The organism is Glaesserella sp., assembly GCF_041814905.1.
GTDB lineage: Bacteria > Pseudomonadota > Gammaproteobacteria > Enterobacterales > Pasteurellaceae > Glaesserella.
In genome coordinates this window covers 1-17076 of the sequence record NZ_JBGXYA010000040.1, presented here as the reverse complement: position 1 = coordinate 17076, position 17076 = coordinate 1, and the positions used below count along the sequence as shown (strand labels likewise).

Annotated in this window: 15 protein-coding genes and 1 pseudogene; 10 read left to right on the top strand and 6 right to left on the bottom strand. The window is 42.2% G+C overall.

Features of this window, described 5'->3' with window-relative positions:
- Positions 1-35: 35 nt before the first annotated feature.
- Positions 36-139: pseudogene (locus tag ACEYJ7_RS06205) on the bottom strand (thioredoxin-dependent thiol peroxidase); the annotation flags it as partial.
- Positions 140-163: 24 nt separating this feature from the next.
- On the bottom strand, positions 164-1351 hold the full coding sequence (locus tag ACEYJ7_RS06200) for an NAD(P)/FAD-dependent oxidoreductase (RefSeq protein ID WP_373778211.1): 1188 nt from the start codon (positions 1349-1351) through the stop codon (positions 164-166).
- 72 nt (positions 1352-1423) lie between these two features.
- On the opposite strand from ACEYJ7_RS06200, the gene ACEYJ7_RS06195 reads away from it, so the two are divergent.
- From ACEYJ7_RS06195 to purT, 3 genes are all read left to right on the top strand, one after another.
- The gene (locus tag ACEYJ7_RS06195; protein WP_373778210.1) at positions 1424-2347 is read left to right on the top strand and encodes a DMT family transporter; all 924 of its coding nucleotides are present in this window, start codon (positions 1424-1426) and stop codon (positions 2345-2347) included.
- 15 nt (positions 2348-2362) lie between these two features.
- Positions 2363-4675: a Tex family protein gene (locus ACEYJ7_RS06190; RefSeq protein ID WP_373778209.1), complete on the top strand. Its 2313-nt coding sequence runs from the start codon at positions 2363-2365 to the stop codon at positions 4673-4675.
- 402 nt (positions 4676-5077) lie between these two features.
- A complete protein-coding gene (purT, locus tag ACEYJ7_RS06185) occupies positions 5078-6259 on the top strand; it encodes a formate-dependent phosphoribosylglycinamide formyltransferase (protein WP_373778208.1) in 1182 nt (393 codons plus the stop codon).
- Positions 6260-6353: 94 nt separating this feature from the next.
- Here the strand turns inward: purT and ACEYJ7_RS06180 are convergent, their stop codons facing one another.
- The 4 genes from ACEYJ7_RS06180 to ACEYJ7_RS06165 form a co-directional block, all read right to left on the bottom strand.
- Positions 6354-6920, bottom strand: coding sequence for a hypothetical protein (locus ACEYJ7_RS06180; RefSeq protein ID WP_373778207.1), 567 nt, complete (start codon positions 6918-6920; stop codon positions 6354-6356).
- A 73-nt stretch (positions 6921-6993) separates the two neighbouring features.
- Positions 6994-7191, bottom strand: a complete 198-nt coding sequence (locus ACEYJ7_RS06175) for a YnbE family lipoprotein (protein WP_373778206.1) — start codon at positions 7189-7191, stop codon at positions 6994-6996.
- Positions 7188-9908, bottom strand: a complete 2721-nt coding sequence (locus tag ACEYJ7_RS06170; protein WP_373778205.1) for a YdbH family protein — start codon at positions 9906-9908, stop codon at positions 7188-7190. The genes ACEYJ7_RS06175 and ACEYJ7_RS06170 overlap by 4 nt, the downstream gene beginning before the upstream one ends.
- Entirely contained in the window at positions 9909-10724 is an 816-nt protein-coding gene (locus ACEYJ7_RS06165) for a hypothetical protein (protein ID WP_373778204.1), read from the bottom strand. It abuts the gene before it with no gap.
- A gap of 81 nt (positions 10725-10805) precedes the next feature.
- On the opposite strand from ACEYJ7_RS06165, the gene gloA reads away from it, so the two are divergent.
- The 7 genes from gloA (at position 10806) to ruvB (ending at position 16852) form a co-directional block, all read left to right on the top strand.
- Entirely contained in the window at positions 10806-11210 is a 405-nt protein-coding gene (gene gloA / locus ACEYJ7_RS06160) for a lactoylglutathione lyase (protein WP_373778203.1), read from the top strand.
- A 160-nt stretch (positions 11211-11370) separates the two neighbouring features.
- Positions 11371-12033, top strand: a complete 663-nt coding sequence (gene rnt / locus ACEYJ7_RS06155; protein ID WP_373778202.1) for a ribonuclease T — start codon at positions 11371-11373, stop codon at positions 12031-12033.
- Between the two features lie 314 nt (positions 12034-12347).
- Positions 12348-13460 carry a spermidine/putrescine ABC transporter ATP-binding protein PotA gene (potA, locus tag ACEYJ7_RS06150; RefSeq protein ID WP_373778201.1) on the top strand — a complete coding sequence of 371 codons (1113 nt, stop codon included), beginning with the start codon at positions 12348-12350 and terminating at the stop codon, positions 13458-13460.
- Complete coding sequence (gene potB / locus ACEYJ7_RS06145) at positions 13447-14307, top strand: spermidine/putrescine ABC transporter permease PotB (protein WP_373778200.1); 861 nt, start codon at positions 13447-13449, stop codon at positions 14305-14307. Before potA ends, potB begins: the two co-directional genes overlap by 14 nt.
- The gene (gene potC, locus ACEYJ7_RS06140; protein WP_373778199.1) at positions 14307-15074 is read left to right on the top strand and encodes a spermidine/putrescine ABC transporter permease PotC; all 768 of its coding nucleotides are present in this window, start codon (positions 14307-14309) and stop codon (positions 15072-15074) included. The genes potB and potC overlap by 1 nt, the downstream gene beginning before the upstream one ends.
- 143 nt (positions 15075-15217) lie before the next feature.
- The gene (ruvA, locus tag ACEYJ7_RS06135; RefSeq protein ID WP_373778198.1) at positions 15218-15826 is read left to right on the top strand and encodes a Holliday junction branch migration protein RuvA; all 609 of its coding nucleotides are present in this window, start codon (positions 15218-15220) and stop codon (positions 15824-15826) included.
- A 21-nt stretch (positions 15827-15847) separates the two neighbouring features.
- On the top strand, positions 15848-16852 hold the full coding sequence (gene ruvB / locus ACEYJ7_RS06130) for a Holliday junction branch migration DNA helicase RuvB (RefSeq protein WP_373778197.1): 1005 nt from the start codon (positions 15848-15850) through the stop codon (positions 16850-16852).
- The last annotated feature ends 224 nt before the right edge of the window (positions 16853-17076 follow it).

Genomic DNA, 17076 nt, shown 5'->3' with positions numbered 1-17076 from the left:
CTTTTTTAGCTATTTTTACGTTAATAATACAATATGACTTGATAATCCTGCTCGGAAAGCAGAATGAAATTAAGTGCTTTTTATCGGTAAAATCGGTCAGTTTTTGCGGACTGTCAGGACTAATTCCTAAAATCACCACATTTTTTATTAATCTGACCGCTTGTTACTTTTCTAAAATGCTTTCGGCACAAGCAAACGCCGACGACCACGCCCATTGGAAATTATAGCCGCCGAGCCAGCCTGTCACATCAAGCACTTCACCGATAAAATATAAACCCTGAACGTTTTTCACTTCCATTGTTTTGGACGAAATATAATCGGTATCAACGCCGCCCATTGTGACTTCAGCGGTACGGTAGCCTTCAGTACCATTAGGTAAAAACGGCCAGTGATGAATAAAGTGATCTAAAAAGGCAAGATCAGCTTTATTGAGTTGAGCGATAATCTGATCTTTGATCATCTGTTGTTCAATCCAAAGTTCGACTAATTTTTTCGGTAAATAGCGAGATAATACGGTTTTTAACTGCAATTTCGGCGAAGATTGACGCAGTTCGTTCAAAATATCAAGGATAGAGGCGGATGGCAGTAAATCAATTTCCACCGTTTCACCCAAATCCCAGTAGTTTGAAATTTGTAGAATAGCAGGCCCAGATAAACCACGATGGGTAAACAACATCTGATTGCTAAAGGTTTTATTGCGGTTGCTTACGCTAACGGGTAAAGCGATACCGGATAAGGAGGCAAAAATCTTATCGCTCTCTTTCCAAGTAAACGGCACAAGGCTTGCACGAACAGGGATAACGGGAATACCAAACTGCTCGGCAATTTTATAACCGAATGGGCTTGCCCCTAAGCCAGCCATTGATAAACCACCTGTGGCAATGATTAGATTTTCCGTTTGATAGCTTTCACAAGCGGTCTGAATATGGAAAAAATTTGCAAATTTTTCGATGGAACTGACCGCTTGTCGAAGCCGAATATCTACGTTGCCTTTTTCACATTCGGCTTGTAGCAGATCGACAATCTGTTGCGAACTTTCATCGCAGAACAGTTGCCCCAACTCTTTTTCGTGATAACAAATGCCGTAGCTTGCCACAAGCGAAATAAAATCCCAGTTGGTATAGCGGGCAAGTGCCGACTTGACGAAATGGCGATTTTGGCAAATATAATGATTGGGAGTGACATCTAAATTGGTGAAATTACAAAATCCACCGCCAGACATTAAAATCTTTCGCCCGATTTTTTTGCCGTTATCCAGCACCAGCACCGATTTTCCCCCTTGCCCGAGCTGTGCCGCACAAAATAAACCTGCCGCTCCGGCACCGATGATGATTGCATCAAATTGTTTCATATCGCCCTTTTCATTTTGAAATTATTATGGTTACCGCTAAAATAGCTTATCTCTCGTTATTTTATACCGATTATGTTAAAAAATCCCCTGATCCTTAATCTGCTTTATGTACTTGCGATTGGATTAAACATTGTCTTTCTTCGCTATTTCAGCCTACATATTGATGCGTTAAACAATAATGGGGTACGGTTTACGGTGGGCGGATTGGTGTTATTCGGATTAATTTGGTTCAAGCATCGCTATGATTTCCGTAAATTAATCGAAACACCTAAATTAGCCCTGATTGGTGTGCTGATGGGCGTGATGATGTGCGGCAATATGTACTTTTGGCTGAAAGGTGTGGCATTAACGAATGCAGTGACAGCATCTGTTTCAGGTGTTTTGGCGATGCCTTTTGGAATTGCGGTCGCTGGGATTTTCTTTCAAGATGAACGACAAAGACTCAAAAACAAAACCTTTTGGTTCGGAAGTTTATTGACAATTTTAGGCGCATTGGGCTTTGTATGGTATGGAAAGCAGATCGAAGTGGGAGAGTATTTTCTACTGGGGTCTTTTTTCTTATTGCTCTCTATTTTAATCCGAAACGTGCAAAACTTAATGGTGAAATTCGTTAATAATCAGATAAATGTTTTCACGTTAAGTTTTCTCACCTCATTTACTGCAGGTATATTAAGCCTCTTATTCAGCCAACAAAGTGACAAGTTATCCGAACTTAGTCAGATTTCTACGTTCTTATTGGTTAGCCTGATTTTAGTCGGTATTTATGCGATAGGGGCAGGCATGGTACTGACTTTCCATGTGATTCAGCAACAAGGTATCATTACTTACCAAGTACTTGAATTATTAATGCCGATTTCTACCGCATTTATTGCTTATTTGCTGTTGGGTGAAACGATCTCACCCATGCAGTTTTTTTTTGCAGGGATTGTGATTATCGGCGCCAGTATGGCGTTAAATTTAATCCCTTTTTATAAAAATAAATCCTCATTTTCATAAAGGAAGTAACAAACAATGACTGATGTTTTAAATCACCAAATCAGCCAAATTATTGCCGCAGAGTTAGCGGTACGATCCGAACAAATTTTTGCAGCGATGACTTTACTGGATGATGGAAATACTATTCCATTTATCGCCCGTTATCGTAAAGAAGTAACAGGTGGATTGGACGATACTCAACTTCGCCATTTTGAAACACGTTTGCTCTATTTGCGTGAGCTAAACGACCGCCGTCAAACTATTTTGAAATCCATTGAAGAGCAAGGCAAGCTCACTGATGAATTGCGTGAGAAAATTGAACAAACGCAGAGTAAAACAGAGCTTGAAGATCTCTATCTGCCATATAAACCGAAACGCCGTACTCGTGGGCAAATTGCGATTGAAGCAGGGCTTGAGCCGTTGGCGGACAGCCTTTGGAACGATCCTAGCCAAGCGCCGGAAACGGTAGCCGAAGCCTATGTGGATGCAGAAAAAGGTGTGGCAGACGTGAAATCTGCACTTGATGGGGCAAGATATATTTTGATGGAACGTTTTTCTGAAGATGCGGATCTGCTTGCAAAATTACGTCAATATCTGACCGCTAATGCAACCCTTGAAGCCAAGGTGATTGAAGGTAAGGAAGAAGAAGGCGAGAAATTCCGTGACTATTTTGCTCACAGTGAGCCGTTGAAAAATGTGCCGTCACATCGTGCTTTAGCGATGTTCCGTGGGCGTAATGAAGGTATTTTGTCGCTCAATTTGAATGCCGATCCTGATGCGGAAGAAGGTAGCCGTTCAAGTTATTGTGAAGAGATTATTCGTGAACATTTAGGCGTACAACTTCGTCAGCAACCGGCAGACAGCTGGCGTTCGCAAGTGATTGCGTGGACGTGGAAAATCAAAGCCTTGTTGCACCTTGAAACGGAATTAATGGGGGCGTTGCGAGAAAAAGCGGAAGAAGAAGCGATTGATGTGTTTGCACGTAATTTATCCGCATTATTAATGGCTGCACCTGCAGGGGCAAGAAATACGATGGGATTAGACCCGGGTTTGCGTACTGGGGTGAAAGTGGCTGTGGTAGATAATACAGGAAAATTATTGGATACCGCCACGATTTATCCGCATACGGGACAGATGGACGCGGCAATGGTGACCATTTATAAGCTGATTAAACAGCATAATGTTGATTTAATTGCGATTGGTAACGGCACGGCTTCCCGTGAAACTGAGCGTTTTGCCAAAGAAGTGATTAAAGAGATCAAAGAGAATAAACCACAAACCGTGGTGGTGAGTGAAGCGGGAGCATCTGTTTATTCGGCTTCAGAATTAGCGGCGGCGGAGTTCCCTGAGCTTGATGTATCCTTGCGTGGTGCAGTGTCGATTGCTCGCCGTTTACAAGATCCATTGGCGGAATTGGTGAAAATTGAACCTAAAGCGATTGGCGTAGGGCAATATCAGCACGATGTTAATCAATCACAACTGGCGCGTAAACTGGATGCGGTGGTCGAAGATTGCGTAAATGCGGTGGGCGTGGACTTAAATACCGCTTCTGCCCCCTTGCTTGCTCGTGTGGCAGGTATGACGAAAACCTTAGCTCAAAATATAGTGGCTTACCGTGATAAAAACGGGCGTTTTAATTCCCGTTCTGATCTGAAAAAAGTCGCTCGCTTAGGGCCAAAAGCCTTTGAGCAGTGTGCTGGTTTTATGCGAATTTTAGGCGGAAAGAACCCGCTTGATGCTTCAAGTGTTCACCCGGAAGCCTATCCTGTGGTAGAAAAAATCTTACAAGCAACCGCTTCTACGTTGGGTGAGCTGATGGGTAATTCAACGAAAATTCATAGCTTGAATGCCAAAGATTTTGTGGATGAACAATTTGGTTTACCAACGGTAAACGATATTTTCAAAGAACTGGAAAAGCCGGGGCGTGACCCTCGTGGAGAGTTCAAAACGGCGATTTTTATGGACGGCGTAGAAGAAATCAGCGATTTGAAAGTCGGTATGATTTTAGAAGGCACCGTTACTAATGTGACAAACTTCGGGGCGTTCGTGGATATTGGCGTGCATCAAGACGGTTTAGTGCATATTTCAATGTTATCGAACAGCTTTGTTGAAGATCCGCATCAAGTGGTAAAAACGGGTGATGTGGTCAAAGTGAAGGTGTTAGAAGTAGATGTGGCTCGCAAGCGTATTGCTTTAACGATGCGTTTGGACGATAAGCCAACGGATAAACGTGATACAAGCGGTGAGAAACGCAGAGAATTTGGCAAATCCGACCGCTCGCAGAAACCTGAACGCCAAAGTTTTGGTAACAATGCTTTTGCTGATGCGTTGAAGGGGTGGAAGAAGTAATCTACTGCCAGTTGGGACAAAGTCATTTGACTTTGTCCCAGGCTGCTGACAAACCTAAATATGCTCTTATTTGAGCTGTCATTATTTCTCTCACTTCGTTGTATATTCTGCCAAATCTCCCCTAACCCCTCTTTGCTAAAGAGGGGAATCGGATCGAAGAAAAGTCTCATCCATTTAAAAAATTAAACGGTATTTTGAAAGAACTTCGATCTTAAATTTCTATCTGAGTCAGTCCCCCTCTTTAGCAAAGAGGGGTTAGGGGAGATTTGACAGAAGCAAAGGCGAAGTGAGGGAGACAAGAAACCACCAAATTATTTTGTCTTTTTTATTACAAAAAAACCAAAACGCAAACGTTTGCTTTTGTTATAATGTTGCAAAATTCTCAATAAAAGGAACACAATTATGACAACATTAGGCACACCATTAACGGCAAAAGCAACCAAAGTGATGATGCTTGGCTCTGGTGAATTAGGTAAAGAAGTGGTGATTGAATTACAGCGTTTAGGCGTGGAAGTCATTGCTGTTGATCGCTATGAGAATGCCCCTGCTCAACAAGTAGCACACCGTGCTTATACGATTTCTATGCTAGATGGCAAGGCGTTACGTGAATTGGTTGAAAAAGAGAAACCTGATTTTATTGTGCCCGAAGTCGAAGCGATTGCGACCGATACCTTAGTTGAACTTGAACTGGAAGGCTATAACGTTATTCCTACGGCAAAAGCGACTAAACTTACAATGAACCGAGAAGGCATTCGTCGTTTGGCTGCAGAAGAATTAGGACTAAAAACCTCCCCTTATCGCTTTGTGGATAGCTTCGAACAATTTACTCAAGCCATTCACGAAATCGGTATTCCTTGTGTTGTGAAGCCAATTATGTCGTCATCTGGACACGGGCAGAGCGTGGTGAAATCCGACGCAGATATTCAACAAGCGTGGGATTATGCCCAACAAGGTGGGCGAGCAGGCGGTGGTCGAGTGATTGTAGAAGGCTTTATCCAGTTTGATTATGAAATTTCCTTATTAACTGTTCGCCACATTCACGGTACTTCTTTCTTAGCCCCGATTGGTCATATCCAAATTGACGGTGATTATCGTGAGTCTTGGCAACCGCAAGTGATGTCTGAAACCGCACTGAACAAAGCTCAAGATGTGGCTGAAAAAATTACCACCGCATTAGGTGGACGTGGTATTTTCGGGGTCGAACTCTTTATTTGTGGTGATGAAGTCATCTTCAACGAAGTATCGCCACGTCCGCATGATACAGGCATGGTAACGCTGATTTCCCAAGAATTATCTGAATTTGCCTTACACGCCCGTGCAATTTTAGGTTTGCCGATTCCTGAGATTACTTTAATCAGCCCTTCAGCTTCAAAAGCTATTGTGGTGGAAGGAAAATCAACTCAAGTCACCTTCGGTAATTTAGAAAAGGTGTTAGCCGAACCACATACCAACATACGCTTATTCGGTAAAGGGGAAGTGAATGGACATCGTCGCTTAGGGGTGATTTTGGCTCGTGATGAAAATGTGGAAAAAGCGTTGGAAAAAGCTCGCCGAGCTTATGAAAAATTAGCAATTACCTTATAAATTACTGATGACGCTCGTTTCCTAACGAGCGTCAAACTATTTAGCGAATCCATTTGCAAAATTTGGGGCGGAACTGACCGCTTGTGCGCTTCCATCAAGGGATAAGCTTTCGTGTCGAAATGCCGACACAAGCGCTGCAGGGTTGTTCAAGAGCATAGGTTTTGCAGCTTTTTGGCTTAGGATCGGTTTTGCGGCAACGCTCCATGACGATTTTTTTCGCTGCATCGCAACTGTCGGCCCCATTGGCGTAAAATTTATGTTCACTCTCTACCACTACAATGCAGCCGTTTAAAGCCGCCGCAAGATGAGCGTTTTTGCACGGAGCATAGTTGCTATCTTTATTGCATCTCTCAGAAGCAATATCTTGCATCACTTTCCACTCGATATTAGTAAATCCCCCATTGTGATCGGAATAAAAGACATCCCGATAAAAGAGCGGTGTGCCATCTTTACCATATACTAAAGCCACAAAATTCGCATAGTAGGTGGTCGTGATCCGTGGCGGTGGTGGCGGTGACTCATAACCCCCACTGTAACAATTCGGATTATAACCATAAGCACATAAAGCTGGATCGTTCTGCAAAGGACCTTGAGTCGGATCCACCGCCAAGGTGTTTACACTGAACAAGGTAAACAAGACGAAAAGTAGTTTTTTCATCATTACATTTCTCCTAAAATAGTTTTACTCATACATCGCCGGCGTTTGTAAAAAATTCGCAGGATCTGACCGCTTGCTATTTCCCACTTTCCTGCTGATCCACGACTTTAATCGCAGCACGGGACTTCTCATCCATCTGCACTTCAATTTTGTGATCCACCACCACATTCATATTAATGGTAATCCCCTCTTCCGGCGTTTCAAGCTTAACCGTTGGCGTACAAGCGGTCAGATTCAGGCAAAAAATTGCAAAAAGCGAGTATGCGGTTTTCATTGTTTATCCAATTGTTGATAGATTGAGTGTTCAATATTTTGCTCAAATTGCGAGCCGTAATTAATCAATTTCCACAGGTCGAACATATTCTCTTTATGGTGATAATTCAAATTGACTTTGGCTTGTTGATGTTCGGTCAGCCTTGAATGAATTTGCGCCGACAAATCCATATCGCCTTTGCCGTCCAAATTCACCGTTGCACTGAAATCATCAATTTCACTTTTATTGACCATATACGCCAAAATCTGCTCCGTATAGCCGCCCTGATTAATCGCCTTAAGCAAATCGGGAGTCAGTTTTAAGTAGGATTTTTCCGCTTGCGTCAACGTGCCGTTGCAAATATAGCAAGGTTTGCCCGAAAGCCAAAACGGAAAAACAGCATTCGCTTTTCCGGTTAACTCTACTTGATGATATTGCGCTAAAGATAAAATTTCCTCAAAACGAATATCATACAAATTGAGATAAGCAACTTTGGTTTGCGGTAATGCAAAACGTTCCACATTCAATCGCCCGCCAAGCAAGTCAAGAGAAAGTTCTTGTAAAAATAGCGGTTTACGTTTGCTATAAGGAATATGACCTTGTACTTTCACTTTCACATTGGTAATCGGAATGCCGATATTAATTTCCGCCACTTTCGCTTCTAACGGTTTTTTTAAACCAATATCTACTTCGTTATTTTTCAATTGATACGGCAAAGAGAATTCGATGCCTTTAATATCGCCTTCCGGCAAGGATAATCCGCCATGACGAATCGAGAAGTGCCCGCCTGCAATTAAACCTCTTTCGGTATTAGCACTGAATGCGGTTTCTCCTTTGATTGTTCCATTGGTAATGACCCAGTTATTTCTAAACGGAAATAACGTTTGGAATACGTTAGCCGATTGTTCATTCCAATATAAACGTCCGACGATGCTACTGGAGGTTTCGGTTAATTTACGACTGGCAAAAAGTTTGATTGGTCCGAGTTTACCGGCACTCACCGAGCCTCTCAACTGTAAATTTTCCGTTTCGCCTTGAAAAGAAAGCGCTGCAGTCGGTTTTTCTAACAAACCGCCGTACTGAAAGCCGATCATCGGTGATTTTAAAGTGATTCCGCCGCTCAAATGAAAATTTTGATATGCAAAATGAATCGGTTCACTTAAGCTCAACTCTGTTTTAGGGACAAAGACGCCTTGCCGCTTAATCTGTCCCAACTCCCCTTTAAATTCGGATAATCGCACCAAGTCTTGATGCCAATCGCCCCGCCCTGATACAGATAATTTACTGTTTGCCGGCTTAAAGTGAGAATTTCCCCAAAAACGCCATTGCCACAGATCGCTCGTCGCCCCATCCTCTTTCTGATCGTTGAAAAAATCCAGCGCTCCGGCTTTGAAATTATTGGCAAATCCGTCTAAATGCATTTCAATCGTGCTGAAATCGGGGCTTTCGCCTTTAAAAATAGCTTGGAGGCGACCGTTAATTCCGTATTTATCCACCTGAATCCCCGCAAGCGGAAAGCGTAGCTCGTTAATGGTTAAAAAACGTTCTTTTCCGGTTAAACGGAGTAACGAACCGGGTTGAAAACGTAAAGTGATATCATCGAAAGGACCTCGAATATCTAGCGGGATAGAGCTATAAAGAATATACCCCTCATGTTTGATATTTCCGGTGATCTGTAACGGCAATACAACACTATTTTGCTGAATTTCACCGCTTTGATTACTGATTACAATATTACCTTTACCTTTATCATTTTCGGTGAGTAAGCTGATTCTAAGGCTGGTTTTAATCGGATAGAGATCGCCCAAATCCATGGTTTTCGGGGTTAATTTGGTTGTAACAAAACCACGCAACGGCAAACTTTCGCTAAGTTGCCAATCTACTCTCGCCTGCTCAATGCCAATACTTTGATGATCAAACCAAAAAGGCAAAGTCAGTTGATTTTCATTGTGAGCCAATGATTGTAACGCAAGATTTCCCCGCAATACTTTCGCCTCATCACGATGCCAAACCAAATTGCTTTTCCCTTGCTGTAACGCGGGATCACTGACGATTTGTTCAGGTATTTTCCACTGATAATCCGCGGAAATTTGTGGCGGTAAGGTGAATAAATCATCGTCTAAGAGAGCAGAAAGCTGTAATTGATGCTGCTCCGACTCGGACGGTTGATAACGGATTTGCGCATTTAGCTGCATATTAGCTAAATCGGCAGAAATTTCCGCCAATTTTTGCTTAACGGAAAACGTTAATTTATTGTTGTAAAAACTAAGGTGACTTTGGCTTGGTGAATCCAATAAGGCTTTCAAACGGGGATTCATTGCTTCAGGTAAATTAATCCAATAGAGTGCATGAATGTGTACTTCACCGTTTGGCAAAGTTGCCAAAATTGCTTTGATTGAATCGGAAGATGACTGTTTTTTATCGTCACTCCGCGGAAATTTTTCCAGACAAGCGTAATCAATAGTTGCTTTATCCAGTGATATTTTTTGCTGCTCAAACCATTGCACCGACAGCTGCTCTGCTGTAATAAGCGGACAATCCAGATAACTGATGCGGATTTGTGCTAAAGAAGCTTTTTCCCAACTTGGGGAAATCGTCTCCGGCATATCAACTTTCCACTCTTTCGGCAGCAATTCATTAATGGCAGATGAAAGCTGACTTCCTGACATAGTAGAGGCGCCCACCATAATCATGGCAAGCACCGCGCCAATAATCAGTAAAAGTCGTCTTATTATCATCTAAATCACATTAGTAAAAGGATATAACATTGCTAAAAACATCGTTGCTGTCCACGCAATCGGATTTTTTATATTTTTCCCTAAAAGCAACCAAGCAAGTAAGCCAAAAATCACAAATTGCACGGCAAAAAAGACAAAATACGAGACTAACGGCATATCCGGCATAATTTGTCGATGTTGATAAAGTACAAACGCCGTCCAAAGATAATTCAACACTAATGCGCCTAATGCCAATAATACTAATAATTTAAAGAAACCGTCCAAGCGGCTTTTAGCTAACATCAAGTACCAGCCTGCTAACACGATCCCAAAGAGAAATTGGGCGAAATTATTGGCTCGAATACCGTTAAATAACGATGGAATTTCAATCCAATATACAATTAAATATTGCATTACACCAATCGCCACAATTCCGAAACCACAATAAATCATAGTACGGTAAAGTTGCTCGTCTTGCGGTAACCGCCAATACACAAAAGGAATCAATAACGCGGCAACGGCAGAAATCGTTGCCGGTGTATGTTTAGGGGTAAAAGCTAAGGAATAAAGCAAGTTGCCGAGTGCAAAAACGAACAACCACGGTAAAATAAAGCTTAAACGCCCCTTCTGCCCCGGGCAGATCTGCCCTTTCCATAATACGACTAAACAGACGGCACAAGTCACAAAAAATGCCAGTAAATAAGGTGAAATAAAAATAGCGTTTTGAGGCGCCGCATAATAATTAAGCAACATTTCAATAAATAACATGGAAGCCAGCGGTAACACCGCGTAGGTTGTTATTTCAAGTTTAGAGGGTGAATCGTGTTCGTGTGACATAACTAATAATTGAAAAATGATTTTGGTTTAGGATTATGCCATAATGCGAACGATTTTTTCTATGTTAATGAGGATTTGGCTATGCGAATTTTACATACAATGTTACGTGTCGGTGATTTAGAACGCGCTATCAAATTTTATACGGAAGTATTGGGTATGCGTTTATTACGTACCAGTGAAAATGAGCAATACAAATATACCTTAGCTTTTTTAGGCTATGCCGATGAAAGCGAAAGTGCAGTGATTGAACTCACTTACAACTGGGGAGTAGAGCACTATGAATTGGGTACCGCCTACGGACATATCGCTATCGGCGTAGACGATATTTATGCGACAGTTGAAGCCGTCCGCCAAGCCGGCGGAAAAGTGACCCGAGAGCCGGGTCCGGTGTTAGGCGGAAAAACCGTTATTGCCTTTGTAGAAGATCCGGACGGCTACAAAATCGAATTTATCGCCAACAAAGATGCGCAAAAGGCATTGGGATAAATCGAAAAGGTCATATTGTTGCCGAACCACGTTTCATTACAAAGTTCAGGTTTATCTGCCGACGTTTTTGCAAAAAATTCGTCAAAAATGACCGCTTGTTAACCCCGCTTCCCCCCTTCTCCGCCAACGGAGAAGGGAATTTATTTTATATAAAAACAAAATGACAAACCAAACCGAAACTCAAACAACCGATTATAAATTATTAAAAAACCGCTTTAGAGGTTATCTACCTGTGGTGATTGATGTTGAAACTGCGGGATTGAATGCACAAACCGATGCATTACTGGAGATCGCCGCCATTACGCTTAAAATGGATGATGACGGCTTTTTGCAACCGGACAAACAGTACCACAGCCACATCAAACCGTTTGAAGGCGCCAATATTAATCCCGAATCGCTAAAAGTAAACGGTATTGATATCGATGATCCCAAACGTAACGCCATTCCTGAAGAGATTGCCATTACCGACATGTTCAAAGTAGTTCGTAAAGCCGTCAAAGAAGCCGGCTGCCAACGCGCGGTGATTGTGGCGCATAATGCCACCTTTGATCAGGCTTTTTTACAAGCTGCGGTAAAACGTATTAATGCCAAACGTGATCCGTTTCACCCGTTTGCCATGTTAGATACTGCCACACTTGCCGGGTTTATGTATGGTCAAACGGTGTTAGTAAAAGCGTGTCAAATGGCTCAAATTCCGTTTGACGGCAAGCAAGCGCATTCTGCGTTATACGATACTGAACGTACCGCCGAACTCTTCTGTACAATGGTCAATAAATTGAAAAATTTAGGCGGTTTCCCACCGCTTGTAGAACCATCGGAGTAACCCGAATTGACCTGAGTTTTCATGATGAATTATATGCTCTGCGCCTTAAGTACGAAGCATTGTTAATCTGCGGTTATGCCCAAATGGTTGGCAAAAGAAAATATCGCAGAGAAACATGAATCTTCTTGTATTTCCTTTCCTAAAACCGTAGGTTATTTTCAATGTGTAAATTTGCCTAAATGGCAAATTTTTGCTTTCATTCCCCCCCCATTCGCTATATCATTGCATGCTATTTTTAAGGTGCAATGATTACACCGACAATGTTCACTATTTATTCAAATTTAAATGCTGCCCTAGGGGGAAAACAAAAGTAGATGGAAAAGTTAGAACAAAAACCTATTATTGAGCTGAAAGCGATAACAAAAAGTTATGGTGAAAAAACAATTATTGACGGCTTAGATCTGATCATTAACGACGGAGAGTTCCTAACGATTCTCGGTCCGTCCGGCTGCGGTAAAACCACGGTATTACGTTTAATCGCCGGCTTTGAAGATTTAACCGACGGTTCAATTATTCTTAATGGACAAGATGTTTCCAATGTTCCTGCAGAACAACGTCCGGTCAATACGGTTTTCCAAAGTTATGCACTTTTCCCTCACATGACGATTTTTGAAAATGTAGCCTTTGGTTTGAGAATGCAAAAAGTACCGGAAGCCGAAATTAAACCGCGCGTGATGGAAGCACTGCGGATGGTGCGTTTAGAAGAGATGGCAAGTCGCAAACCGGCACAACTTTCCGGTGGTCAGCAACAACGTATCGCCATTGCTCGTGCGGTCGTAAATAAACCCAAAGTATTGTTATTAGACGAATCGCTCTCTGCACTTGACTACAAATTGCGCAAAGAGATGCAAAACGAATTAAAACAATTACAACGCCAACTCGGTATTACCTTTATTTTCGTTACTCACGACCAAGAAGAAGCGATCACGATGTCTGACCGTATTATTTTGATGAATAAAGGTAAAATACAACAAGACGGTTCTCCGCGTGAAATCTATGAAGAACCAAGCAACTTATTCGTGGCTCGTTTTATCGGTGAGATCAACATTTTTGATGCCACCGTCATTGAACGCGTGAGCGAGAAAACCGTAAAAGCCAATGTGGAAGGCCGAGTTTGTGAAATCTATACACAGTTACCGGTTCACCCGAACCAAAAACTGAAAGTATTACTTCGTCCTGAAGATATTGTTATTGAAGAACTTGATGAAAACGAAAGCGCAAAAGCGGTTATCGGTCACATCAGCGATCGTACTTATAAAGGTATGACCCTTGAATCGAATGTCGTATTGGATCACAACAATATGAAAGTATTAGTCAGCGAATTCTTCAATGAAGACGATCCGCACATGGACCACTCTGTCGGTCAAAAAGTGGCATTAACATGGCATGAAGGCTGGGAGGTTGTACTCAACGATGAAGACTGCTAGTAATAAATTCCAAAACATTACTGTTGCGGTTATCTTCGGTTGGTTAATTTTCTTTGTATTAATCCCGAATTTATTGGTGCTTGGAACCAGTTTCCTCACCAAAGACAGCAGTAATCTGATTGAACTGACATTTTCTTTCGACAGTTACGCCCGTTTGATCGATCCGCTCTACTCGCAAGTATTGTGGAATTCACTCTATATGGCAGGTATTGCAACGGTCATTTGTTTGATTGTCGGCTATCCATTTGCCTTTATGATCGCCAAACTGCCGGAAAAATATCGTCCGTTTTTACTATTTTTAGTGGTGTTACCATTCTGGACCAACTCCCTAATTCGTATTTACGGTATGAAAATCTTCCTTGGCGTAAAAGGCGTTTTAAACAGCACCCTGCTTTATCTGGGTATTATTGATGAGCCGATTCGTATTTTAAATACTGAAATCGCCGTTATCATCGGTTTGGTTTACATTTTGCTGCCGTTTATGATTTTACCGCTCTACTCGTCTATTGAAAAAATCGACGGGCGTTTACTGGAAGCGGCAAAAGATTTGGGTGCCAATGCGTTTCAACGCTTTGTTAAAATCATTATTCCGCTCACTATGCCGGGTATCGTTGCCGGTTGCTTGTTAGTATTACTCCCTGCAATGGGTATGTTCTATGTAGCAGACTTGTTAGGCGGTGCGAAAGTATTACTCGTGGGGAATATCATTAAGAGTGAATTCTTGGTAACGCGTAACTGGCCGTTCGGTTCAGCCATCAGTATTGCATTGACTATTTTAATGGCATTAATGATTTATGTTTACTACCGTGCAAATAAACTGATGAATAAGAAAGTGGAGTTAGAATAATGAATCGCGTATTTAAAAGCCTCTTTATGTTTGTGGTGTACGCATTCTTGTACATTCCAATTATTATTTTAATCATTAACTCTTTTAACGCGGATCGCTACGGTTTAACGTGGAAAGGCTTCAGTTGGAACTGGTATGAACGTTTATTTAATAACGATACCTTAATCCAAGCCGCCATCCATTCGATTACTATTGCCTTTTTTGCGGCAACTTTTGCGACCTTAATCGGCGCATTAACTTCAATTGCGTTATACCGCTACCGTTTTCGCGGCAAGCAGTTCGTCGGCGGCATGTTGTTCGTAGTCATGATGTCACCGGATATCGTTATGGCGGTTTCCCTATTGGCTCTATTCATGTTAGTGGGAGTATCGTTAGGTTTCTGGTCGCTTTTATTCGCCCATATTACGTTCTGTTTACCTTATGTGGTTGTCACGGTTTCCTCCCGTTTAAACGATTTTGACTCAAAAATGTTGGAAGCCGCAAAAGATTTGGGTGCAAGCGAAGTAACGATTTTACGCAAAATCTTATTACCATTGCTGTTACCGGCAATTGTTTCCGGTTGGTTATTAAGTTTTACGATCTCATTGGATGACGTTGTCGTCTCATCTTTCGTGACCAGTGCAAGCTATGAAGTGTTACCGCTGAAAATTTTCTCCTTGGTAAAAACCGGGGTAACGCCTGAAGTCAATGCATTAGCCACCATTATGATTATTTTCTCGTTGGCTTTAGTCATCTTAAGCCAATTGGTATTACGTAAGAAAGATTAATTAATCATTTCTATGTTGATTAAGGGCGAACACCGGTTCGCCCTTTTTTTTTGCAAAAAAACCGCATAATCCGACCGCTTGCTCTGTTATTTTATCCAGTTTTCCGCTATCCTTACGCCTTTATTTTTGACGGAAATATCACAATGATCGGACGACTTCACGGTAAAATTCTCGAAAAATCCCCGCCTGAAATGGTGCTTGACGTACAAGGCGTCGGCTATGAATTACTCTTGCCGATGACCAGTTTCTATAACCTTCCCGCCGTAAATGAAGACGTGACGATTTTTACTCATCTTGTTGTACGTGAAGATGCCCATTTGTTATTTGGCTTCGCTCAAAAACAAGATCGCACCTTATTCCGTGAATTAATTAAAACCAATGGTGTAGGACCGAAACTGGCTTTAGCGATTCTATCGGCGATGTCGGTTGCACAATTTGCTACCGCCGTAGAACAGGAAGAACTGGCGAAACTGACTAAAATTCCTGGTATCGGGCGTAAAACCGCAGAGCGTTTACTGGTTGAGTTGAAGGGCAAATTTAAAGGTATGGCTCAAAGCGATTTCTTTGTAGAACAATCTTCAGAGACCCATATTGTCGCACATGAAAGTAACGACCCTGCGACGGAAGCAGCTGAAGCATTGGTCGCTTTAGGTTATAAACCTGCTGATGCCGAGAAGATGATTAAGAAACTCAATAAATCAGGCATGACAAGCGAACAACTTATTCGAGAAGCGTTAAAAAATGCGTTATAAATTTCGGGCATGAATTGAAATATGATAGAAGCAGACAGAATTATTAGCGCATCCGCTAAAAATGAAGATGAAACCATAGACCGAGCGATTCGCCCGAAGATGCTTGCCGATTATGTTGGTCAGCCTTCAGTGCGAGAGCAGATGGAGATTTTTATTCAAGCCGCCAAATTACGGAAAGATGCCTTGGATCACCTATTGATCTTTGGACCGCCGGGATTAGGCAAAACGACCTTAGCCAATATTATTGCCAACGAAATGGGGGTGAATATTCGCACAACGTCAGGGCCGGTGCTTGAAAAAGCCGGTGATTTAGCCGCCATGCTGACCAATCTTGAGCCTTATGACGTGCTGTTTATTGATGAAATCCATCGTCTTTCGCCTGCCATTGAAGAAGTGCTTTATCCTGCTATGGAAGATTATCAGCTTGATATTATGATTGGTGAAGGACCTGCCGCACGTTCTATTAAGTTGGATTTGCCGCCGTTTACATTGGTTGGTGCAACGACCCGAGCCGGTTCTCTGACTTCACCCTTGCGTGATCGCTTTGGAATTGTGCAACGCCTTGAGTTTTACTCTGTGGAAGATCTCACCGCTATTGTGAGTCGTAGCGCAACCTGTCTGAATCTTAATCTTTCCTCTGACGGTGCGTACGAAATCGCCCGCCGCTCACGCGGTACGCCACGTATCGCTAACCGCTTGTTACGGCGTGTACGGGACTTTGCCGATGTCCGTAATGACGGCATCATTTCATCCGATATTGCCAAACAGGCATTAACCATGTTGGATGTCGATGCTGAAGGCTTTGATTTTATGGACAGAAAACTGCTTTCCGCAGTGATTGAACGCTTCGACGGTGGTCCCGTCGGTTTAGACAATTTAGCTGCCGCTATCGGTGAAGAACGGGATACGATTGAAGATGTCCTCGAACCTTATCTCATTCAACAAGGCTTTTTACAACGTACGCCTCGGGGGCGAATTGCGACTTCACGGACGTACAGCCATTTCGGTCTTACCAAAACCGACTAATCCCCTCTTTTACAAGCGGTCTGTATTTGTGAAAAATTTGCAAAAAATTCTCCCAAACAGACCGCTTGTATTTTGAACAAAACTATCCCATTTTCGTGACATCATTCGCATAACGACAAAATACTTTCTTTTCACTTTAACAAAAACTTTACAAACTAAAGTTTTTACGATACTAATTAAGCCTTTCTCACAACAGCTTATGGAGACATGTCTATGCAAACAAC

Bases quoted from the DNA above. Each gene is read 5' to 3' on its own strand.
- ACEYJ7_RS06200 (WP_373778211.1), bottom strand. From the start codon at position 1,351: ATGAAACAATTTGATGCAATCATCATCGGTGCCGGAGCGGCAGGTTTA.
- ACEYJ7_RS06195 (WP_373778210.1), top strand. From the start codon at position 1,424: ATGTTAAAAAATCCCCTGATCCTTAATCTGCTTTATGTACTTGCGATT.
- ACEYJ7_RS06190 (WP_373778209.1), top strand. From the start codon at position 2,363: ATGACTGATGTTTTAAATCACCAAATCAGCCAAATTATTGCCGCAGAG.
- purT (WP_373778208.1), top strand. From the start codon at position 5,078: ATGACAACATTAGGCACACCATTAACGGCAAAAGCAACCAAAGTGATG.
- ACEYJ7_RS06180 (WP_373778207.1), bottom strand. From the start codon at position 6,920: ATGATGAAAAAACTACTTTTCGTCTTGTTTACCTTGTTCAGTGTAAAC.
- ACEYJ7_RS06175 (WP_373778206.1), bottom strand. From the start codon at position 7,191: ATGAAAACCGCATACTCGCTTTTTGCAATTTTTTGCCTGAATCTGACC.
- ACEYJ7_RS06170 (WP_373778205.1), bottom strand. From the start codon at position 9,908: ATGATAATAAGACGACTTTTACTGATTATTGGCGCGGTGCTTGCCATG.
- ACEYJ7_RS06165 (WP_373778204.1), bottom strand. From the start codon at position 10,724: ATGTCACACGAACACGATTCACCCTCTAAACTTGAAATAACAACCTAC.
- gloA (WP_373778203.1), top strand. From the start codon at position 10,806: ATGCGAATTTTACATACAATGTTACGTGTCGGTGATTTAGAACGCGCT.
- rnt (WP_373778202.1), top strand. From the start codon at position 11,371: ATGACAAACCAAACCGAAACTCAAACAACCGATTATAAATTATTAAAA.
- potA (WP_373778201.1), top strand. From the start codon at position 12,348: ATGGAAAAGTTAGAACAAAAACCTATTATTGAGCTGAAAGCGATAACA.
- potB (WP_373778200.1), top strand. From the start codon at position 13,447: ATGAAGACTGCTAGTAATAAATTCCAAAACATTACTGTTGCGGTTATC.
- potC (WP_373778199.1), top strand. From the start codon at position 14,307: ATGAATCGCGTATTTAAAAGCCTCTTTATGTTTGTGGTGTACGCATTC.
- ruvA (WP_373778198.1), top strand. From the start codon at position 15,218: ATGATCGGACGACTTCACGGTAAAATTCTCGAAAAATCCCCGCCTGAA.
- ruvB (WP_373778197.1), top strand. From the start codon at position 15,848: ATGATAGAAGCAGACAGAATTATTAGCGCATCCGCTAAAAATGAAGAT.